Origin of the sequence: Neptuniibacter sp. PT8_73 (genome assembly GCF_047778045.1) — a bacterium.
GTDB lineage: Bacteria > Pseudomonadota > Gammaproteobacteria > Pseudomonadales > Balneatricaceae > Neptuniibacter.
Window position 1 is genome coordinate 670,564 of the sequence record NZ_CP180545.1, and the last position, 17,560, is coordinate 688,123.

Here is a 17,560-nt window from a genome sequence, read left to right on the forward strand (position 1 = left end):
ATTCGTTTCACATAGTGAAGTAAAGCAGATAATCGGTTTGTTGGGTATTTTCGGTGCAGGTTTTAAGGGGGGCAGGTATAATAGCCGCCATTATGTTAGTGAAGTGAGTAAACAATGCGCGTACTGGGGATTGAAACCTCTTGTGATGAAACAGGAGTGGCAATTTATGACAGTGAAAAGGGTCTACTTGGTGATGCTTTATATAGTCAGGTGAAAATGCACGCTGAGTACGGTGGTGTAGTGCCTGAATTGGCTTCCCGTGACCATGTGCGTAAGTTGCTGCCTCTATTGGACGAGACTTTTGCTAAAGCTGGTTTGCAAAAAGGAGATGTAGATGCTGTTGCTTATACATCCGGCCCAGGCCTTATCGGAGCATTAATGGTTGGCGCTTCGACAGGCCGAGCTATTGCATTGGCATGGGGTAAGCCGGCAATCGGCGTGCATCATATGGAAGGTCATTTGCTCGCGCCAATGCTGGAAGAGAATCCACCAGAATTTCCGTTTGTAGCGTTGCTGGTTTCCGGTGGGCATACCCAGCTCGTTCGTGTTGATGGTATTGGTCAATACGAGCTATTGGGGGAGTCTTTAGACGATGCCGCGGGTGAGGCTTTTGATAAAGCAGCAAAAATGCTGGGTTTGGATTACCCAGGTGGGCCGCTAATTGCTAAGTACGCACAGCAGGGTGATCGTCAACGTTTTCGTTTTCCTCGTCCAATGACAGACAGACCGGGTATGGATTTTAGTTTCTCTGGTTTAAAGACTTTTACATTAAATACAGCTAACGATCATCGAGACGCGGACGGCCAGATTGATCCTCAAACAGTATGTGATATCGCTGCTGCATTTGAAGAAGCTGTGGTTGATACCTTAGCAATAAAATGCCGCCGGGCTTTGCAGGCTACAGGTTTTAAACAACTGGTGATTGCGGGTGGTGTAAGTGCTAACCAGCGCTTGCGCGAGCGCTTAGAAGTAATGGTTGAGAAAGAGCGGTCAGAACTCTTTTATGCCCGTCCAGAATTTTGTACAGACAATGGCGCTATGATTGCCTTTGCGGGTTGTCAGCGTTTACTGGCAGGGCAGCAAAGTGACCTAGTTATTACGACTAAACCGCGCTGGCCTTTGGATACGCTAGATTCTATTTAAAGCCTAGGCTCTTCGCCGTTTAGCAGTTTTTTAATGTTTTTGCGGTGACTATAAAGGAGTAATGCGCAAAGGAATGCTAGAGGTAAAGTGTCATTTGGGGCTATCAACCAAGTGAATACTGGTGTTATAAGTGCTGCGGCTATTGAAGCTAGTGAGGATATTTTGCTAACAAGGGCAGTGATAGCCCAGATGGTTAACTGGATCAGTGCGATGGGCCAATAGAAAGCTAAGCTCGCACCAAATGCCGTCGCCACACCTTTACCGCCTTTTAATGGCGAAAAAATAGGGAATATATGTCCAGTTACTGCGGCTAATAAGCAGTAGGAAAGCTCTGTTTGTGAGATCTGTAGGAGTTTTCCAAAGGCTAGCGCTGCTAGGCCTTTGCTAATATCGCCAAGTAAAGTAAGTAAAGCTGCTTTTCTTGAACCAATTCTGAGTACGTTAGTTGCACCAGGATTACCAGAGCCCTTTTGGCGGGGATCAGGAAGATTGAGCGCACGACAAACTAGCACTGCGGTGGGAATAGAGCCCAGCAGGTATGCTAGAAATATTAGCCCGAAGGCCATTGTTGCCGATTCGGTCATTCGATATCCAAAGGTTGAGTATGGATTTAGTTTACATTCGAGAGTTAGAAGTTGAAACGATTATAGGTATCTATGATTGGGAAAGAGAGATTCGCCAACGAATAAATCTTGATTTGGATATGGGTACCGATATCCGCCAGGCAGCAAATACTGAAGATGTTGATAATACACTTAACTATAAAACAGTGTCAGATCGATTGATTGAATTTATAGAGCAGAGTGAATTTCAGTTGGTCGAAACCATGGCAGAGCAAATTGCTGAGATCGTGATGACTGAATTCGGTGTGAAATGGCTGTGTTTACGTTTAGGTAAACCGGGTGCTGTGCCGCAGGCAAAAGACGTTGGTGTTATCATCGAGCGCGGAGTTCGTGGTTAAGATGGCTCAAGTTTATGTCAGTATCGGCAGTAATATAGATAGAGAATATTATATCTCTCAAGCGCTAGATGCTTTGCATAAGTATTTTGGTGGATTGAGTATATCTAGCGTATACGAAAGTGAAGCGGTAGGGTTTGTTGGTGATAACTTCTATAACCTAGTTGCCGGTTTCGTTACTGATTTGCCATTAGCTGAGCTATCTCCTTTACTTAAAAAAATAGAAGATGATAATGGTCGTTGCCGCAAGGGGCCCAAATTTAGCGGTCGTACCCTCGATATCGATATTCTTACTTATGATGATTTAGTCGGTGTACATCATGGGGTGCAATTACCCCGAGATGAAATTACCAAGAATGCTTTTGTCTTGTGGCCCTTAGCTGAGATCGCTGCAGAGATACCTCATCCTGAGCTGGATGTGACATATCTGGAAATGTGGTCTGGTTATGAAAAGTCTAAGCAGAAGTTGTGGCCAATCGACTTTCTATGGCAAGGGCAAGCCTTGCCTTGTGTGGTTTGATTTACGCAGAATTCTAATGGCTGAATAGGGATTTTCCGCCATCCACTGCGAGCACTTGTCCGGTTATATATTCTGCTGAAGCAAGAAATACTATTGCTTGTGCTATATCTTCCGGTGAGCCTATACGATTCAGTAGCGTCTTATCCAAAATACTTTGCTTCCGATCTTCTTCTAATTCTTGTTCTGGCCATAAAATTGCGCCGGGTGACACTCCGTTAACTCTTACCTCGGGTGCTAATTCCTTAGCCAAAGACTTAGTCATCATCTCTAAACCCGCTTTTGCAATTGAATAAATTGGATAGCCGGGCAGTCCGCGTTGCGAATGGATGTCGATCATATTAATAATGCTTCCATGACTTCGACGTAGTAATTCACTTAGTGAAGCAGCTAAAAAGTAGGGAGCGCGAAGATTGGAGTTTATTAAGTCGTCCCATTGCTCCTGAGTGCTTTGTTCGATTGGGGTTGGGTAAAAGGATGAGGCGTTATTAACGAGTAAGTCTAATTGGCCTAATTTCGATTTTAGACCTTCAGCTAATTGTTCAACTTGTTTCATGCAGTTTAGGTCTGCAGAAAAGATAAAAGCGCTGCTTGGACGTAAATGGTTAAGCTTTTCTTCGAGCTTTTGGGCTGCTTCAGATGAGTCTCGGTAGTGAATGGCTACCGTATAACCAGCTTTGTGCAGTATTGAGGTTGTTGTAGCTCCAACTCTACGTGCGCCGCCAGTTATTAGTGCCACTTTTGTTGCAGTAGTATTGGAGCTCATTTGAAGTCCCTCAGTGATCTTGATTACATATATCGAGACGCAGGCGCTGTATCTCTTTGCCCAGTTCGGGCCCTTTAAAACCTTGTTTGATCAGGTTGGTAGGCTTAATTTGGTTAATAGAATCTAATATTGCAGCTAGCGATTGATAGTTGGATTCTGGGTGCAGAGCATCTACGCAGATCAAGAGCTTAATTAGGCGCTGTGGTCGCCGAATCAGATCGAGGGCTTGGATGGTCTGCAGTTTATCTTCTGCAGATAACTTATCGAATTGACTAAGGTTCTCATGCTGTTGTTGGCACTGTGAAGCCAGCTCTTTTACTGATTTTGGTGTTCTTAATCGATTACAAAAAGCATCCAACATTATTTCGTTATCCGGAGCGGTCAGACAGGCAAACCGGCAATCAGCATCCGTGGCTGTTTGTGTAGAACGAATAAAGTCAGTAGCCCAGTCTGGTTGCGCCATTGCATTTTTTAGCTCAGGAAGAACTTTTTTGATCGCATTGGTTTTTTGCAGCAGCTCTAAGAATACCCATGGAGAAGGTTCGCTTAATGCGCGTTCAAACTCTTTCCATACTCTTTCAGGGGTCAAGTGTTCTAGCTCATCGCCTTTAGCTAACTCCTCCATTAATGCTAAGGTTTCATCAGCTACGCGAAACCCTAGATGGTGGTAGCGCGCGGCAAAACGTGCCACGCGCAAAACGCGAAGTGGGTCTTCTGAAAATGCGGGGGATACGTGACGTAAGATCTTTTGGTTTAAATCTTCCTGGCCCTTGTAGGGATCATGGATTATGCCTTGATCGTCCATTGCCATAGCATTGATGGTCAGATCTCGGCGAAGAAGGTCTTCTTCCAAGGTGATTGCTTTGTCGGCGTTATATTCAAAGCCGGTATAGCCCTTACCTGATTTTCTTTCTGTGCGCGCTAGTGCGTACTCTTCTCCAGATTTAGGATGAATAAACACGGGAAAGTCTTGACCGACAGGTTGAAAGCCTTGTTCGATCATCTCTTGAGGGCTGGAGCCCACAACCACCCAGTCCTTATCGTAAACAGGGAAGTCTAAGAGTTTATCTCTAACTGCGCCGCCAACTAAGTAGATCTTCATTAAACGGTTTCACACAGATCTGGTTGTTCTACACGCCATGCTTCAAATCCACCATTGATGCTATAGACTTCATCAAATCCTTGTTCAACTAGGAATTGAGCGGCTTGTTGGCTGCTTATGCCGTGATAGCAGCATACGAGTAGAGGCTTATCCATGTCGGCTGCAGCTATATAGTCATGTAGATTTTCATTACTAAGATTGTAAGACCCACTAATGTGGCCTTGAGCAAAACTGTTAGGATCTCGAATGTCGGCAACCTGAGCACCGTCTTTGATCAACGCTGCTGCTTTTGGAGAATCTATACACTCAAATTGACTCATAAAAAGTTACCTGTTGCTTAAATAAGTTGATGTCGGAGGTGGTTTTGGTTTGTTGCCCTGCGCGGGAACGCTAAAAAGCTGATGATCTTCTAGGCGAAGGGCGGTTAGTTTGTTGCCCCAAACGCAGCCTGTATCAAGTGCAAAGACATGGTCAGCATCAGCATTACCTTCTAAAGCTGCCCAGTGACCAAATAGAATACGGATCTCGCTTTCTGCTGGATCTTTTCGTGGTGCTTTAAACCAAGGCTGGTAGCCTTCGGGTTGCGACGCGAGCGAACCTTTGGCTGAGAAGTCTAATTGGCCTTCGGGGCTGCAGAAACGCATTCGCGTTAGGTAATTTGTAATCAAGCGTAAGCGTTCCCAGCCACTTAAATCAGAACTCCAAAGATCGGGTTTATTGCCATACATGTGGTTGAAAAAGCTTTCAACTTGATCGCTTTGCAGAACTTTTTCTACTTCTTTTGCGCGTTTGCGGGCTTTACGAATAGTCCAGCAAGGCGGAATGCCTGCGTGAACCATTACCACGTTAAGTGATTTGTCATGCGCGAGTAGCTTTTGCTGACTTAGCCAATGCATTAGCTCAATACGGTCTGGAGCTTCTAATATTTCATCCAGTGTATCGCTGCGCTTGGAGCTTGTTGCGCCATAATGGACGGCGAGCAGGTGTAAATCATGATTGCCCAAGACGCAGGTTGCTTGCTCGCCTAAATCGCGAAGGAATCTTAGGGTTTCTAGTGATTTAGGCCCGCGATTAACTAGGTCGCCAGCGACCCATAAGTGGTCGCTGGTGGTAAAGTTAATATGTTTAAGTAGGGCTTGTAGTTCGTCGTAGCACCCTTGGATATCGCCAATCGCATAGGTCGCCATACTGGTTGCCTGTGTTTAGTGCAGTGCGTTAGGTCTTGCTAGAGTGAATGCTGCAATTGGGGCTTTAAATTGAGTGCCTTCATCGGTGCTCATTTCATAGTGGCCTTGCATGCTGCCAACGCTGGTGGCTAATACTGCGCCACTGGTGTAGGTGTAACTCGATTCTGGGTCAATGACAGGCTGTTCACCAACAACGCCTTCGCCCTGAACTTCTTGGATATGCTGGTTGCCATCGGTAATTAGCCAATGGCGGTTAAGAAGCTGGACCGGCATATCATTGTGATTGGTGATCGTAATTTTGTAAGAAAAAACAAAACGTTTGCTATCAGGATCAGATTGTTGGGCCAGATAGTTGGTTTCTACGTCGATATTGACGTTGTTACCTAGGTCGATAGTTTCCATAAATGCTCTATTTAACCTTTCTGATCTGTAAGGTAGTTACTAATGCGAACAAAGTCCGAGATAGGGAGCTTTTCAGGTCGTAAGCCTGGATCGATGCCGATCTCTTCTAGCGCATCTGCAGATAGTAAAGGTTTTAAATTATTACGTAGCGTTTTACGGCGCATATTGAATGCAGTGCGCACAACGGTTTCAAATTGTGAAACTTCTTTGGCTACGTGAGGTAGATCACGATAAGGCGTGAGTCTAATAATTGCCGAATCTACTTTGGGTGCGGGATTAAATGCGCCTGGAGGTACAACAAACAGCGACTCAACTTTGCAGTAGTACTGAGCCATGATGCCTAGTCGGCCATAATTGTTTTCGCCTGGTCCAGCAGCCATGCGATCAACCACCTCTTTTTGCAGCATGAAGTGCATATCTTCCACTTGCTCGGCGTGGCTTAGTAAATGGAAAATTAGCTGAGTAGAGATGTTGTATGGGAGGTTGCCTACAATGCGCAACCTTTTTTCTCCTTTTTGTAACTGGGAGAAGTCAAATTTCATCGCGTCCGCTTCATGAATGCGGAATTTATCACCGTAGTTGAAGAACTTGGTGCGTAAGATTGGAGGAAGATCTCTATCTAGTTCAATTGCATCAAGTTCACCTGCTTCGCTAAGCAGCTCTTCTGTCAATGCGCCTAAGCCTGGGCCAATCTCTACTAATTGATCTGATTCATGAGGTGCAATAGAGCGAATGATGCGACGAATCACGCCGTGATCGTGCAAAAAGTTTTGGCCGAAACGCTTGCGGGCCTTATGTGCTACTGGTTTTTTAGTCATGAATTAGTTCGTAGTTTGATTGCGGTGGGTAGCCATGATGCCTGCGTATTCAATGGCAGTCATTAGGCTGCCTGAGTCGGCAGTCCCAGTTCCTGCAAGATCCAATGCAGTACCGTGATCTACAGAGGTGCGAATAATAGGCATGCCAAGCGTAATATTCACTGCTTTACCAAATCCTTTGTATTTTAGCACTGGAAGGCCTTGGTCGTGGTACATAGCTAGCACTGCATCAGCTGTAGCAAGGTACTTGTCTGTGAATAGTGTATCAGCTGGCCAAGGGCCACTGAGAGTAATACCTTTTTCTCTGAGTTTATCTAGCGTAGGCTCGATGACTTCAATTTCTTCGCGACCTAAGTGGCCGCCTTCGCCAGCATGAGGGTTAAGCCCCGTAACTAAGATGTTAGGTGCTTTGATGCCAAAGCTGTTTACTAGGTCGTGATGTAAGACTTCAATTACTTCAGTGAGTAATTTTGGTGTGATCGCATCTGCTATGTCTCGCAGGGGAAGATGGGTTGTTGCTAGCGCAACTTTCAATCCTTCGGTTGCTAGCATCATGACGACTTTATTGGTTTCTGTTAGTGCTTCAAGAAACTCTGTGTGTCCGCTAAAGGGGATGCCAGCATCATTAATAATGCCTTTATGCACAGGAGCTGTGATCAAAGCGTCACAAGTTCCATTGAGGCAGGCTTGTGTCGCTAGTGTTAGCGTTTCCAGAACATAAGGTGCGTTATCACTATTAAGCTCACCAGGAATCGCTTCAGCTTTTAGTGATATAGGAACGACCTTAAGTGTTCTTGCGGGTGTTGGTGACGGCGGAAGCTCAGGGTCGAACTGTTCAATTGATATTGGCAGTTGCAGTTGTTCCGCGCGTTTGCGCAGTAGTTCAGGATCTGCAAATGCTATTAATTCATGGTGATGGCCCTGTTGCGCGATTTGAATGCACAGATCAGGGCCAATACCAGAAGGTTCACCAGGGGTGATTGCTAATCTATTGATGCCCAAGCAATCACTCCTTAATGTCGACGTAGGCTTGAGAGCGAATCTCACGTAACCAGTTAGTTAATTCTTCGTTGTATTTGCGCTTACGAATTGCTGCGCGAGCTTGGTTTTCTTGCATCTGCGCGCCGAGGTCTTCTGTGCGAGTATCTAGGACAGTCAAAATATGCCAGCCAAAACGTGACTCAAAAGGAGTTGATACTTGTCCAATGCCAGTATTATTCATCACTTGCTCAAATTCCGGCACCATCTGACCGTCTTGTGCCCAGCCTAGAGAGCCGCCTTCAGAGCCACTGGCTGGGTCGTCGCTAAACTCTTTTGCTAAAGTCGCAAAATCTTCGCCAGACTGTATGCGTTGATACAGTTGCGTGATTTGGCGTTTTGCCTGTTCAGATGTGCGAATCTCGCTTGGCTTGAGCAAAATGTGACTTACTAAACGTTGTGGGACTAGTTGCACAGACCCGCCGCGTTTGTCTTTGGCTAGAAGGATATGGAAGCCGCTTGGTGATCGGACTGGTTTGCTGAATTCGCCTGCGGATAGCTTTCGAATCGCATTTCCTAGTACTTCCGGAAGCTCGTTTACTTTTCTCCAGCCTAAATCACCGCCTTTAAGGGCGTTAGGTGCATTGGAAAACTCTACAGCCATTTCAGCAAAATCGGCGCCTGATTTTAGCTTTTTGAAAACTTCGTTAGCTTCGCGCTCGGCTTTTTGGATCGCTTCTGGGGAGGCCTTGGATGGTGTTGCAAGAAGAATGTGCCCGAGTAGATACTCAGCTGAAGTCTGTTCTTGGCCACTAGCTGAGTTTAGGAAGTTCTCTAATTCCTGCTCGGATACGCGGATTCTTCTGTTAACTAGGTTTTGCTGGACATTGGAAATCAGCATCTCATTACGGATCTGCTCTCGAGCCTGGTTGTAATCTCGACCTTCGGCAATTAGAGCGTCACGGAATTGATCTAAAGTAAGGCTGTTCTGAGCAGCGATTCGTGCAATTGCAGCATCGAGCTGCCCTTCTGTTACCCGAATGCCTTGCCTAGAGGCCAGCTGCTTTTGAATGCTGTCGATAATCAGGCGGTTCAGCACCTGTTTGTGCAAAATGTGCTCAGGTGGCAGTTTTGTATTACGTGCGCTTAGCTGTTCTTTAACTATAGCGGTACGTTGTGCCAATTCGCTTTGCATAATGATGCCATCATTTACGACAGCGGCAACGCGATCCAGTGGTATTTCCGCAGCCAATGTTGTTTGCGAATTTGGAATCAGTAGTCCTAAAACTGCTGCAGAAAATAGTATCTTGCGGAGCTTATTTGTCATTGTGCTCTTCACGCTCTTCATAACCAATGATGTCATTAAGGAAGCTATTGCTACCACTACCAAATGATCCAAGTCCTTTTAGAGTAAAGTTCAGGAACATACCTGTATCGTAGTTGTCTCTATCGTCTAGCCAGCGGCGTCCCGCGAAGCTGACTTTCCAGCAGCAGCTTTCGTATTCAAGACCTAGTGCTGATTCTAGATTTTCGTTTTCTTCAATGTCGTGTAACCAGCGCCCCATGGAAGTCCAGCTGCCACCCAGAGGCCAGATGAATGATAGGTCTGTCTGCTTGCGTTTGTTTTCTTCGTAACGGTAGCTGAAGTCAAATCGATGATCTAGATCGCTGTTATAGCGGAAGCGAAGGTTTGATTCAGTATTGCTATAATCGTTGTTGTCTAGGATCGCATCAAAACTAGCACGGAAGTTTTGGTTTAGGTACCAAACCGCTTCTGTAGCAATATCACTCTGACTTTCAGTGGAGTCGGGTGTGGTTGGATTTAGTTGTACTTTGCGGTCAGCGAAATAGTATGCTTGGCCTATGCTTAAGCTGCCCTTTTCGTTGCCATCTTGCCCGTAAAAGCGGCTAGCAAGCCCAAGCGAGATCTGTTTGGCATCCCCGATTCTATCCTTTCCACTAAAACGATTATAACGGAATAGCGAATTATAGCTGAAATCGGGCTCTGAGGTATCGAAATCAGGGATTTCATCCTGGTCTTCTTCAGGAACATATAAGCCGTAAATTCTAGGTTCTAAGGTTTGCGTGCCGCCATTATTAACTGCTCTCTCGAAAATGACTGTGCTATCTAAACTGAAGATAGGTACACTGATGTTGGGGCTTTCTCCTAACCCCGATATTTGATTATCTAGACTGTAACTGCTGTTCCAAAGTGATAGTTCGGGCTTAATGTAACCCCATGGTGATAGCCACAAGTAATTGATAGTTGGCATTATAAAGTGTCGATCACCAATAATTCGGTCTCGACCAGTTAACCCAGATAGGTTTCTATCGAATTGCGTATATTCAGCTATATATTTGAATTCGCCTGCAGCGCCAAACTCGTTTTCACCTTTAAGGGTGATCTGAGGTAGTTTTTTATATGGCGATTTGCTGTTCTTATCAATGGTTTGATAGTCGTGAACTCGTACTCTGAAATTCCAGTTTTTCTGGTTATATGTCAGGTCCGCACGTTGGTTAAGGTGATTTTGACGTCTAACCTCTAAATTTGTATCAAGGTCTTCAAAATAATCTTCATCACTTACCGCGCTGTAGTTCACATTGGTGCGCCAATTTTCTATTGGGGAGCCTTTGTGTTTGATGCCTAGAAGCCACCTATCATCATTTGCTGCCTTGTCGTCTGGTAGATAGGCTGTATTTAGGACATTGCTAGACCACTTGTTCAGATAGCGGAACTCATTTTCTAGCAATAGGCCTCTATCAGACATGTGGCGTGCAGTGAGGGTGTCATCCATGTTTGGTGCAATGTTAAAATAATATGGCACTGATAGATCTAGGCCGCTGTCAGTGCTGTACCCTATGCTTGGGTAAAGGAATCCTGATTTACGGCGATCATCAATTGGGAATGTAAAGTAAGGCGCGTAAAAGACAGGTACGCCGCCTACACGGATAACAGTATCTTCTGCTTCACCAATTCCTTCATTTTTATTCAGTACAATGTTGTCTGCTTCTAGTTTCCATGCGTCACTAAATGGAGGGCAGTATGTGTAATCGCCATTCTCAATACGTAAGCGTTCATCTTCTAAGCGAATTACTCGATCAGCAGAACCGCGCAAACCATCTTCATGGAATACATACTGGGCATTGTTGAAAATAGCTTCAGAAGAGTTTGTATCGATCTGTGCTGTATCACTTAACATTAGTAGTCCGGTTTCCCGGAACTTAACATTGCCTTCTAGTCTGGCTTTATTTGTTACTTGGTCTAGCTCTGCTGAACTAGAACTCAATCGGCGCCCGCCTTGACGCATGGTCACGCCGCCTTGCAAACGGCTTAGTCCGCCGATGATCGTAGATGACTGATCTGCTTCTAAATAGAGAGGAGGGTTGTCTAAGTGTTCATCACCTACAATTGGATAGCTAGGTTCTAAATAGCGCCCGGCACACTGTTGCCCCTGTGGGTCTTTGTAATAAGCCCAATCCAAGTGCGAGTATGGGTTTTCAGTGTTGTAAAGTGGTTCTGATACGCCGCTACGTTGCTGTGATTTAGGAAGACTAAGCGCGTGTATGTTTACTTTGTGACAATCCCAATCGCCGCTTGGACTGGTGCCACACTGCCATTCGCTTCCAATCACTTCGGCTGTTTGTATAGGCTTATGACTAGTAACAGCTGGAACGGTGGTTTGTACGTTCGTTTGCGTAGGTGTTTCAATAGCTAGTTGAGGTTGATGCTGCGCTTGTTCGATCTCATCGTTACAGAGCCATTCACCATTTGTCCCTGCAATACAGTCCCAAACACCGTTGTTAGTAGCTTTGGCTTTTACGCTTGAGCGGGTTTGAGTTGTAACAGGTACGGAAGCAACGTTTTCTTGCCTAACCCGAGGGATCGGAGCGGCTTGAGCGGGTGTTGCTGTTTTAATTTCAACAGGCGTAGCTTCAGAGCTAGGTGTTGATGAAACAGGCTGTTGGGCGACTGATTCCTGAGGCTTTTGTTTGGCTGCTTCGGTTTGATTAACTAGTTCTTCATTAACAGAGCAATCCCATTCGCCGTCTTTGGTCATGCTGCAACTCCAAGCCATCTCTTGTTCAGATGGCTTGTTTTCTGCAGTCGCATAGCTAGATACTAATGCAGCACTAATGGCTAGCGTTAGTGTATATGTCGATCGTTTAGCGAAGGGCATCAAATACTAAATCCGTTTCAGCGGTTCCGAAGAATTCGGTTGTGGCCGAACCTCAGTGAAATTAAGCATAAGGGGCAGAATGATAAATCATTCTAGGCAGTGAGTGTAGAGTTCTGCAGGGTTTTTGTTGAGAGTTAAGGTTTATGATTAGCGAATGAATTACCGATCACTTCTACCTTTTTGGGTTATCTGAGTGTCATAATAGCTTGTTAAAGCATGTGGTTTGTTTATGGGGCGTATTTAGATGGATCTGCGGTATACAGATTTAAAAGAGTGGTTGTTGGAGATTTTGCCGGAATTTTCGGGGTTTGACAGTCAAAATTGGCAGCTCGAAACTGTATCAGGTGATGCCAGCTTTCGACGTTATTTTCGAGCAATATCCGGTGAAAATACTTGGATAGCTGTAGATGCCCCGCCAGAGAAAGAAGATAGTCGTCCATTTATAGACGTGGCGACTGCATTGGAGCGAACGGGTGTGCCTGTGCCGCATATTCACAATCATGATCTATCTAAAGGCTTCATGCTTCTTGGTGATTTTGGTGATGATCTTTATTTAGATCAGCTTTCAGATGAAAGTGTTGATGCGCTCTATGATGAGGCTTTAAAAACTTTGTTGTTGATGCAGAGCTGTCAGCCTGCTCGGGGTAAAGAATTGCCTTTGTATGACGAAGCATTGCTCCGTCGAGAAGTCGAGTTGTTCCGAGATTGGTTTGTGGGAAAATTATTGGGCGTAAAATTGAATGATGAGGCGCAGCGCTTAGTCTCTTTTCTATTTGATTATTTAATTGATTCCGCCTTAGAGCAGCCGAAGGTCTTTGTGCATCGAGATTATCATTCACGAAATATTATGTATCGAAAGGATCAGGCGCCGGGAATTATCGATTTTCAGGACGCTGTTGAGGGGCCAGTTACATACGATTTAGTGTCTTTGTTACGAGACTGCTATATCGATTGGTCGGATGATAAGGTTTATGGCTGGGTCGAGGGGTACAGGAAGGCCTTGATAGCTAACGGTCAGAATATGCCAGATCGAGTCTATTTTAAGCGTTGGTTTGATCTAATGGGTGCGCAGCGTCATCTTAAAGCTATAGGGATTTTTGCGCGTTTACATATACGTGATGGTAAATCTGGTTATTTGGCTGATATACCAAGAACCTTGAATTATCTTATTGCAGTGGCAGCAAAAGTTGAGGAATTAAAGCCAGTGGCTGGATGGATGGTGTCGGAATTGCAGCCAGCCATGCGTAAGAGTGAACATTTCTCTGATACGGTTTTGGATAATTGGGTTATGTCATGAAGGCTATGATCTTAGCGGCGGGTTTAGGGACTAGAATGCGTCCTTTAACGTTGAAAACGCCTAAGCCGCTCTTAAAAGTCGCCGATCGAGCTTTGATTGAATATCACATTGAGCGTTTGGTCCGAGCTGGTATTAAGGAAATAGTGATTAATCATGCCTGGCTTGGTTCTCAAATAGAAGAGTATCTCGGGGATGGGTCTAAATATGGCGTTTCAATAGATTATTCTGCTGAATCTGAGCCTCTAGAAACGGCCGGCGGTATTCGTAAGGCATTACCATTGTTGGCGGCTGGTGGCGAAAAACAGTTCTTGCTGGTTAATGGTGATGTCTTTACAAATTACCCATTTGAGGCATTACTGGCTGAATCTGATGAGTCTCATCTAGTATTGGTGCCGAATCCAGAGCATAACCCTAATGGTGATTTTGGGTTGCAACAGGGATGTGTGAATAACGATGATGAAATAGGTTATACCTTTAGTGGAATTAGTCGCTTATCTATTGAGATGTTTGAAGGTATCGCGTTAGATGAGAAAGCTCCATTGGCACCGTTGCTTAGAGAGCAGATGGCTGAAGGTAAGGTTTCAGGTGAGTTGTTCGAAGGTTTCTGGGCAGATATCGGAACACCTGAAAGATTGGATGAGATAAATAGATTAGTGTTGGGGAATCAGATTAATGGCCTTTGATGCACAAGAGGCGGGCGCGCAATTAGGATCAGTCGTTAAGCGGTATTCTACTTCTATATTACTGGGTGCAGCGGTAGGTTTGTTCTCCGGTGGCTTCTGGGGGCTGATATTTGGTGGGTTTGTCGGTTATTTGATAAGTAGAGCGCTTACCAAAGCGGTTGCTGCAGTTAATCCTCAAGAGGCTTTCTTTAAAGCAACTTTTTCCGTTATGGGGCGTATTGCGAAGGCAGATGGGCGCGTAACAGAAGACGAAATTCAATTTGCGCGAAATGTAATGACTCAAATGCGCTTAACCGAAGAGCGTAAGCGCGAGGCGATTGATCTTTTCACTCAGGGGAAAAGTGAAGACTTTGAGTTTAGTAAAACGGTAAAGCCGCTTGCGATCCTTTTGCGTCACCGACCTACGGTTAAATTGATGTTTATAGAAATTCAATTGCAGGCTGCTATGGCAGATGGTGAGGTAAGCGCGCCAGAACTAAGGATCATTGAAGAGCTTTGCCATCTATTAGAGTTTGGTACAGATAGTGTTGAAGAGGTAATTGCTCGCGTCAAAGCACAACGAGATTTTTATCAGCACGGTCAGGCTGGTGTTGATGCGGCGGTACTATTGAAAGATGCTTATGCGGTTTTAGGTGTGGATGAAAGCGCATCTGACGCTGAAGTGAAAAAAGCTTATCGCCGCCAGATGAGTCAACATCACCCGGATAAGTTGGTTTCTAAAGGTTTGCCAGAGGAAATGATCGAGCTAGCTAAAGAGAAATCCCAAGAAATTCAGGCTGCCTATGAACGAATAAAGACGGCACGAAAATAAGCGCGTTTTTTAGCCAGGGGCTTGTTCTTTGTTGCTTTGCTCTTCGGAAGGAATATCTATACTTCGGCTTTGTTGTTCAGCTTTTATTATGTAAGTGTTGATCATGCCGCGAACGTGTTTGAACAACCAAGAGTTATCTTTTTTCCAATTGTCATTAGTCTGCGGTAGGCGGCTTTGGTGGAAGTTGTTCATGCGCTTATGTCGCGCTAATCGCAATCTTCGTTCTGGTGTGTTTTCACTGTAATTTGTATTTGTTGATCTACGTGCAGAATGGTGTAGGTCGATTACGGTAGTTTTTATCTCGGGCAATATTTCTAGAAGTCGCGGAGCGTTCTCTGTTTTAGAGTCTCGTGCATCTAAGAGGACTAAGCGAAGGTTTTGTTGTTCTTGGTGCTTTTGAACGTATTGTGCTGCCCATGTGGCGCCTGTGCCGGCTCCTAAAACAAGGACTCTATCGACGCCTTTCTCTTTTTTGAGGTGCTCAAATGCAGTGTTGCCAAGACGGGTTACGATCTCTTGGTAATTCTCTTTCTTTTCTTCCGGTTCTTGCTCTGCCTCTGCGGGCGCGCTAGTGGCATTTTCCTGTTGGTTTGCTGCCGCGTCAGAAGGTGCTTCGGTGTTTTCTGTTGTGGTTTCTTCTTGGGCTTCTGCGGGTTCTGTTGAGCTGTCTTGGGGATTGTCTGAACTCTGAGTTGGTTTTATAGCCGATAAAACCGGTAGCGTGCGTTTTGGCAGAGAGGCTCGAGTCGGTTGGGGTAAAAAAACCGCTAATGTATACCAGCCATGATTGGCTAGGCCTGTGCGGATTTGGTTTAGATTTTCTGGCCAGTCCATGTGAGTGAGTTCATCCGGGAATATGATGACGCCACCCTGTGGTATTCCGCTACCTTCGGTTAGATAGTAACCAAGTAATTGTTCCCCATCTTTTCCTGTGTCGAGCTGTAGTACCTGAGTGCTGGGGTCAGGGTGTGATGAGAGTGCTTGGCGAAGATTGTTTTCTCTACTGGGCTCAGTTCTTTCGACCATCGGTGCTGATGGTTGAGCTGCACTGGCTGTTTTTTCAGTACCTGCGTTAGCTTCCTCTTCAGCGGAAAAGGCGGTAGAGGAAATCAAACTAAGACTAAGGAGAAGAGAATATAATTTCATTTGAACGATTATGAGTAAGAAGCAGGCTGACAGCAAGATGTCTGCTCCGCTAAAATATGCCTAAATTATTTGTAACTGGAAAATCTCCATGTCTGATTTCAAAATTGCACCATCAATTCTATCTGCCGACTTTGCGCGTTTGGGCGAAGAAGTTGAAAATGTTTTGGCGGCGGGCGCAGATTATGTGCACTTTGATGTGATGGATAATCACTATGTGCCAAATTTAACGATTGGTCCAATGGTGTGTAGTGCACTGAGAAAGCATGGCATCGAGGCACCAATTGATGTGCATCTGATGGTTAAACCTGTTGATCGTATCATCGGCGATTTTATTGAAGCGGGTGCTAGCTACATTACTTTCCATCCAGAAGGTTCTGAGCATATCGATCGTTCTTTGCAGATGATTAAGGATGGCGGTTGTAAATCCGGTTTGGTTTTCAATCCTGCAACGCCATTAAGCCACTTGGAATATGTAATGGATAAAGTGGATATGGTGCTATTGATGTCTGTGAATCCAGGTTTTGGTGGTCAGAAATTCATTCCAGGTACTTTGGATAAACTGCGTCAGGCTCGCGAGATGATTAATCAGAGCGGCCGTGATATCCGCTTGGAGATCGATGGCGGTGTAGGTATTGGTAATATTCGTGAAATTGCAGAAGCGGGTGCTGATACGTTTGTGGCTGGTTCTGCCATTTTCAATACAGATGACTACGCTGCGACTATCGCTCAGATGAGAGCGGAATTGGCTCAAGCGAAGGTTGCTTAATGCAAGAGCTGTTTGAGGGGCAAAACCCAAAGCTCGTTCTGTTTGATCTAGATGGTACGCTGGTTCATAGCGTGCCTGATCTGGCTCAGGCAATTGATCGAATGCTTGTCGCCATAGAGAGAGTGCCTGTAGGTATCGACAAAGTTGGACAGTGGGTAGGTAATGGTGCAGCAGTTTTAGTGCGCCGTTCCTTGGCTGGCGATATGGCGGGCGAGGGCGTTGAAGAATCTCTGTTTGATAAGGCTTATGAGCTTTTTCTTGCGTTTTATGCTGAATCTACTTCTGATCTGAGTGAGTTGTACCCAGGTGTGCTTGAGTGTCTAGAGCAGATGCGTGAACGCGGGGTTAAGCTCGGCGTAGTCACTAACAAGCCCATCTCGTTTACTCATAGTATGTTGGAAGGCTTTGGAATTAGTGGCTTCTTTGAGGTGGTTTTGGGTGGCGATAGTCTATCTGAACGGAAGCCTCACCCAATGCCTTTGCAAGAAGCTATGAGGCGCTGCGGTGCCGAACCCCAAAGTACTCTAATGGTAGGAGATTCTGTGAATGATGTGGCTGCGGCGCGAGCAGCGGGTTGTCCAGTGGTGTGTGTACCGTATGGATACAATCATGGTGAAGATATTGCTCTATCAAATCCCGATAAGATTGTCGGGCGTTTAGATCATCTGTTTTAAGAATCCAGGGCTTGTAAAACCTAACCGTCGTAAAAAACGATCTTTTATTTAAATAAAATCGATTTTTTATATTTTAAGGCTGGATTTACTCTTGTAGAAGCTCACAGGTCATTCCCCATTTATCAATGGCTTGT

Annotated in this window: 19 protein-coding genes; 8 read left to right on the forward strand and 11 right to left on the reverse strand. The window is 45.2% G+C overall.

What is annotated here, in order from left to right:
* The first annotated feature begins 114 nt into the window (after positions 1–114).
* The gene (gene tsaD / locus ACMXYN_RS02880) at positions 115–1,143 is read left to right on the forward strand and encodes a tRNA (adenosine(37)-N6)-threonylcarbamoyltransferase complex transferase subunit TsaD (protein ID WP_415893416.1); all 1,029 of its coding nucleotides are present in this window, start codon (positions 115–117) and stop codon (positions 1,141–1,143) included.
* Here tsaD and plsY read toward each other — a convergent pair.
* Positions 1,140–1,727 carry a glycerol-3-phosphate 1-O-acyltransferase PlsY gene (gene plsY, locus ACMXYN_RS02885; RefSeq protein ID WP_415893417.1) on the reverse strand — a complete coding sequence of 196 codons (588 nt, stop codon included), beginning with the start codon at positions 1,725–1,727 and terminating at the stop codon, positions 1,140–1,142. The genes tsaD and plsY overlap by 4 nt on opposite strands.
* Positions 1,728–1,747: 20 nt before the next feature.
* Between plsY and folB the strand changes: the two genes are divergently transcribed.
* Both folB and folK read left to right on the forward strand, forming a co-directional pair.
* Positions 1,748–2,104, forward strand: coding sequence for a dihydroneopterin aldolase (folB, locus tag ACMXYN_RS02890; protein WP_415893418.1), 357 nt, complete (start codon positions 1,748–1,750; stop codon positions 2,102–2,104).
* Between the two features lies 1 nt (position 2,105).
* The gene (folK, locus tag ACMXYN_RS02895; RefSeq protein WP_415893419.1) at positions 2,106–2,621 is read left to right on the forward strand and encodes a 2-amino-4-hydroxy-6-hydroxymethyldihydropteridine diphosphokinase; all 516 of its coding nucleotides are present in this window, start codon (positions 2,106–2,108) and stop codon (positions 2,619–2,621) included.
* Between the two features lie 13 nt (positions 2,622–2,634).
* Here the strand turns inward: folK and ACMXYN_RS02900 are convergent, their stop codons facing one another.
* The 9 genes from ACMXYN_RS02900 to ACMXYN_RS02940 are packed head-to-tail and all read right to left on the reverse strand — an operon-like array spanning position 2,635 to position 12,049.
* Entirely contained in the window at positions 2,635–3,384 is a 750-nt protein-coding gene (locus ACMXYN_RS02900; RefSeq protein WP_415893420.1) for a pteridine reductase, read from the reverse strand.
* Positions 3,385–3,394: 10 nt separating this feature from the next.
* Entirely contained in the window at positions 3,395–4,486 is a 1,092-nt protein-coding gene (locus tag ACMXYN_RS02905) for a hypothetical protein (RefSeq protein WP_415893421.1), read from the reverse strand.
* Positions 4,486–4,806 carry a thiosulfate sulfurtransferase GlpE gene (gene glpE, locus ACMXYN_RS02910; protein WP_415893422.1) on the reverse strand — a complete coding sequence of 107 codons (321 nt, stop codon included), beginning with the start codon at positions 4,804–4,806 and terminating at the stop codon, positions 4,486–4,488. Before glpE ends, ACMXYN_RS02905 begins: the two co-directional genes overlap by 1 nt.
* A 6-nt stretch (positions 4,807–4,812) precedes the next feature.
* Positions 4,813–5,673 (reverse strand): symmetrical bis(5'-nucleosyl)-tetraphosphatase, encoded by an 861-nt coding sequence (locus ACMXYN_RS02915; RefSeq protein WP_415893423.1) that lies wholly within the window; start codon positions 5,671–5,673, stop codon positions 4,813–4,815.
* 15 nt (positions 5,674–5,688) lie between these two features.
* Positions 5,689–6,075, reverse strand: a complete 387-nt coding sequence (gene apaG, locus ACMXYN_RS02920; protein ID WP_415886989.1) for a Co2+/Mg2+ efflux protein ApaG — start codon at positions 6,073–6,075, stop codon at positions 5,689–5,691.
* Between the two features lie 11 nt (positions 6,076–6,086).
* Positions 6,087–6,893 carry a 16S rRNA (adenine(1518)-N(6)/adenine(1519)-N(6))-dimethyltransferase RsmA gene (gene rsmA / locus ACMXYN_RS02925; RefSeq protein ID WP_415893424.1) on the reverse strand — a complete coding sequence of 269 codons (807 nt, stop codon included), beginning with the start codon at positions 6,891–6,893 and terminating at the stop codon, positions 6,087–6,089.
* 3 nt (positions 6,894–6,896) lie between these two features.
* On the reverse strand, positions 6,897–7,895 hold the full coding sequence (pdxA, locus tag ACMXYN_RS02930) for a 4-hydroxythreonine-4-phosphate dehydrogenase PdxA (RefSeq protein WP_415893425.1): 999 nt from the start codon (positions 7,893–7,895) through the stop codon (positions 6,897–6,899).
* 4 nt (positions 7,896–7,899) lie between these two features.
* Positions 7,900–9,198, reverse strand: coding sequence for a peptidylprolyl isomerase (locus ACMXYN_RS02935; RefSeq protein ID WP_415893426.1), 1,299 nt, complete (start codon positions 9,196–9,198; stop codon positions 7,900–7,902).
* Positions 9,188–12,049: an LPS-assembly protein LptD gene (locus ACMXYN_RS02940; RefSeq protein WP_415893427.1), complete on the reverse strand. Its 2,862-nt coding sequence runs from the start codon at positions 12,047–12,049 to the stop codon at positions 9,188–9,190. The genes ACMXYN_RS02935 and ACMXYN_RS02940 overlap by 11 nt, the downstream gene beginning before the upstream one ends.
* Before the next feature lie 244 nt (positions 12,050–12,293).
* On the opposite strand from ACMXYN_RS02940, the gene ACMXYN_RS02945 reads away from it, so the two are divergent.
* Genes ACMXYN_RS02945 through djlA form a run of 3 tightly spaced genes read left to right on the forward strand, consistent with a single transcriptional unit; the run spans position 12,294 to position 14,840 of the window.
* Complete coding sequence (locus ACMXYN_RS02945) at positions 12,294–13,346, forward strand: aminoglycoside phosphotransferase family protein (RefSeq protein WP_415893428.1); 1,053 nt, start codon at positions 12,294–12,296, stop codon at positions 13,344–13,346.
* Between the two features lie 35 nt (positions 13,347–13,381).
* On the forward strand, positions 13,382–14,029 hold the full coding sequence (gene murU, locus ACMXYN_RS02950; RefSeq protein ID WP_415893429.1) for an N-acetylmuramate alpha-1-phosphate uridylyltransferase MurU: 648 nt from the start codon (positions 13,382–13,384) through the stop codon (positions 14,027–14,029).
* Positions 14,019–14,840, forward strand: coding sequence for a co-chaperone DjlA (gene djlA / locus ACMXYN_RS02955; protein WP_415893430.1), 822 nt, complete (start codon positions 14,019–14,021; stop codon positions 14,838–14,840). Before murU ends, djlA begins: the two co-directional genes overlap by 11 nt.
* A 9-nt stretch (positions 14,841–14,849) precedes the next feature.
* Here the strand turns inward: djlA and ACMXYN_RS02960 are convergent, their stop codons facing one another.
* Entirely contained in the window at positions 14,850–15,986 is a 1,137-nt protein-coding gene (locus ACMXYN_RS02960) for a DUF3530 family protein (protein ID WP_415893431.1), read from the reverse strand.
* Positions 15,987–16,074: 88 nt separating this feature from the next.
* Here ACMXYN_RS02960 and rpe point away from each other — a divergent pair, with 88 nt between their 5' ends.
* Positions 16,075–16,752 (forward strand): ribulose-phosphate 3-epimerase, encoded by a 678-nt coding sequence (gene rpe, locus ACMXYN_RS02965; RefSeq protein WP_415893432.1) that lies wholly within the window; start codon positions 16,075–16,077, stop codon positions 16,750–16,752.
* The gene (locus tag ACMXYN_RS02970) at positions 16,752–17,426 is read left to right on the forward strand and encodes a phosphoglycolate phosphatase (RefSeq protein ID WP_415893433.1); all 675 of its coding nucleotides are present in this window, start codon (positions 16,752–16,754) and stop codon (positions 17,424–17,426) included. Before rpe ends, ACMXYN_RS02970 begins: the two co-directional genes overlap by 1 nt.
* The last annotated feature ends 134 nt before the right edge of the window (positions 17,427–17,560 follow it).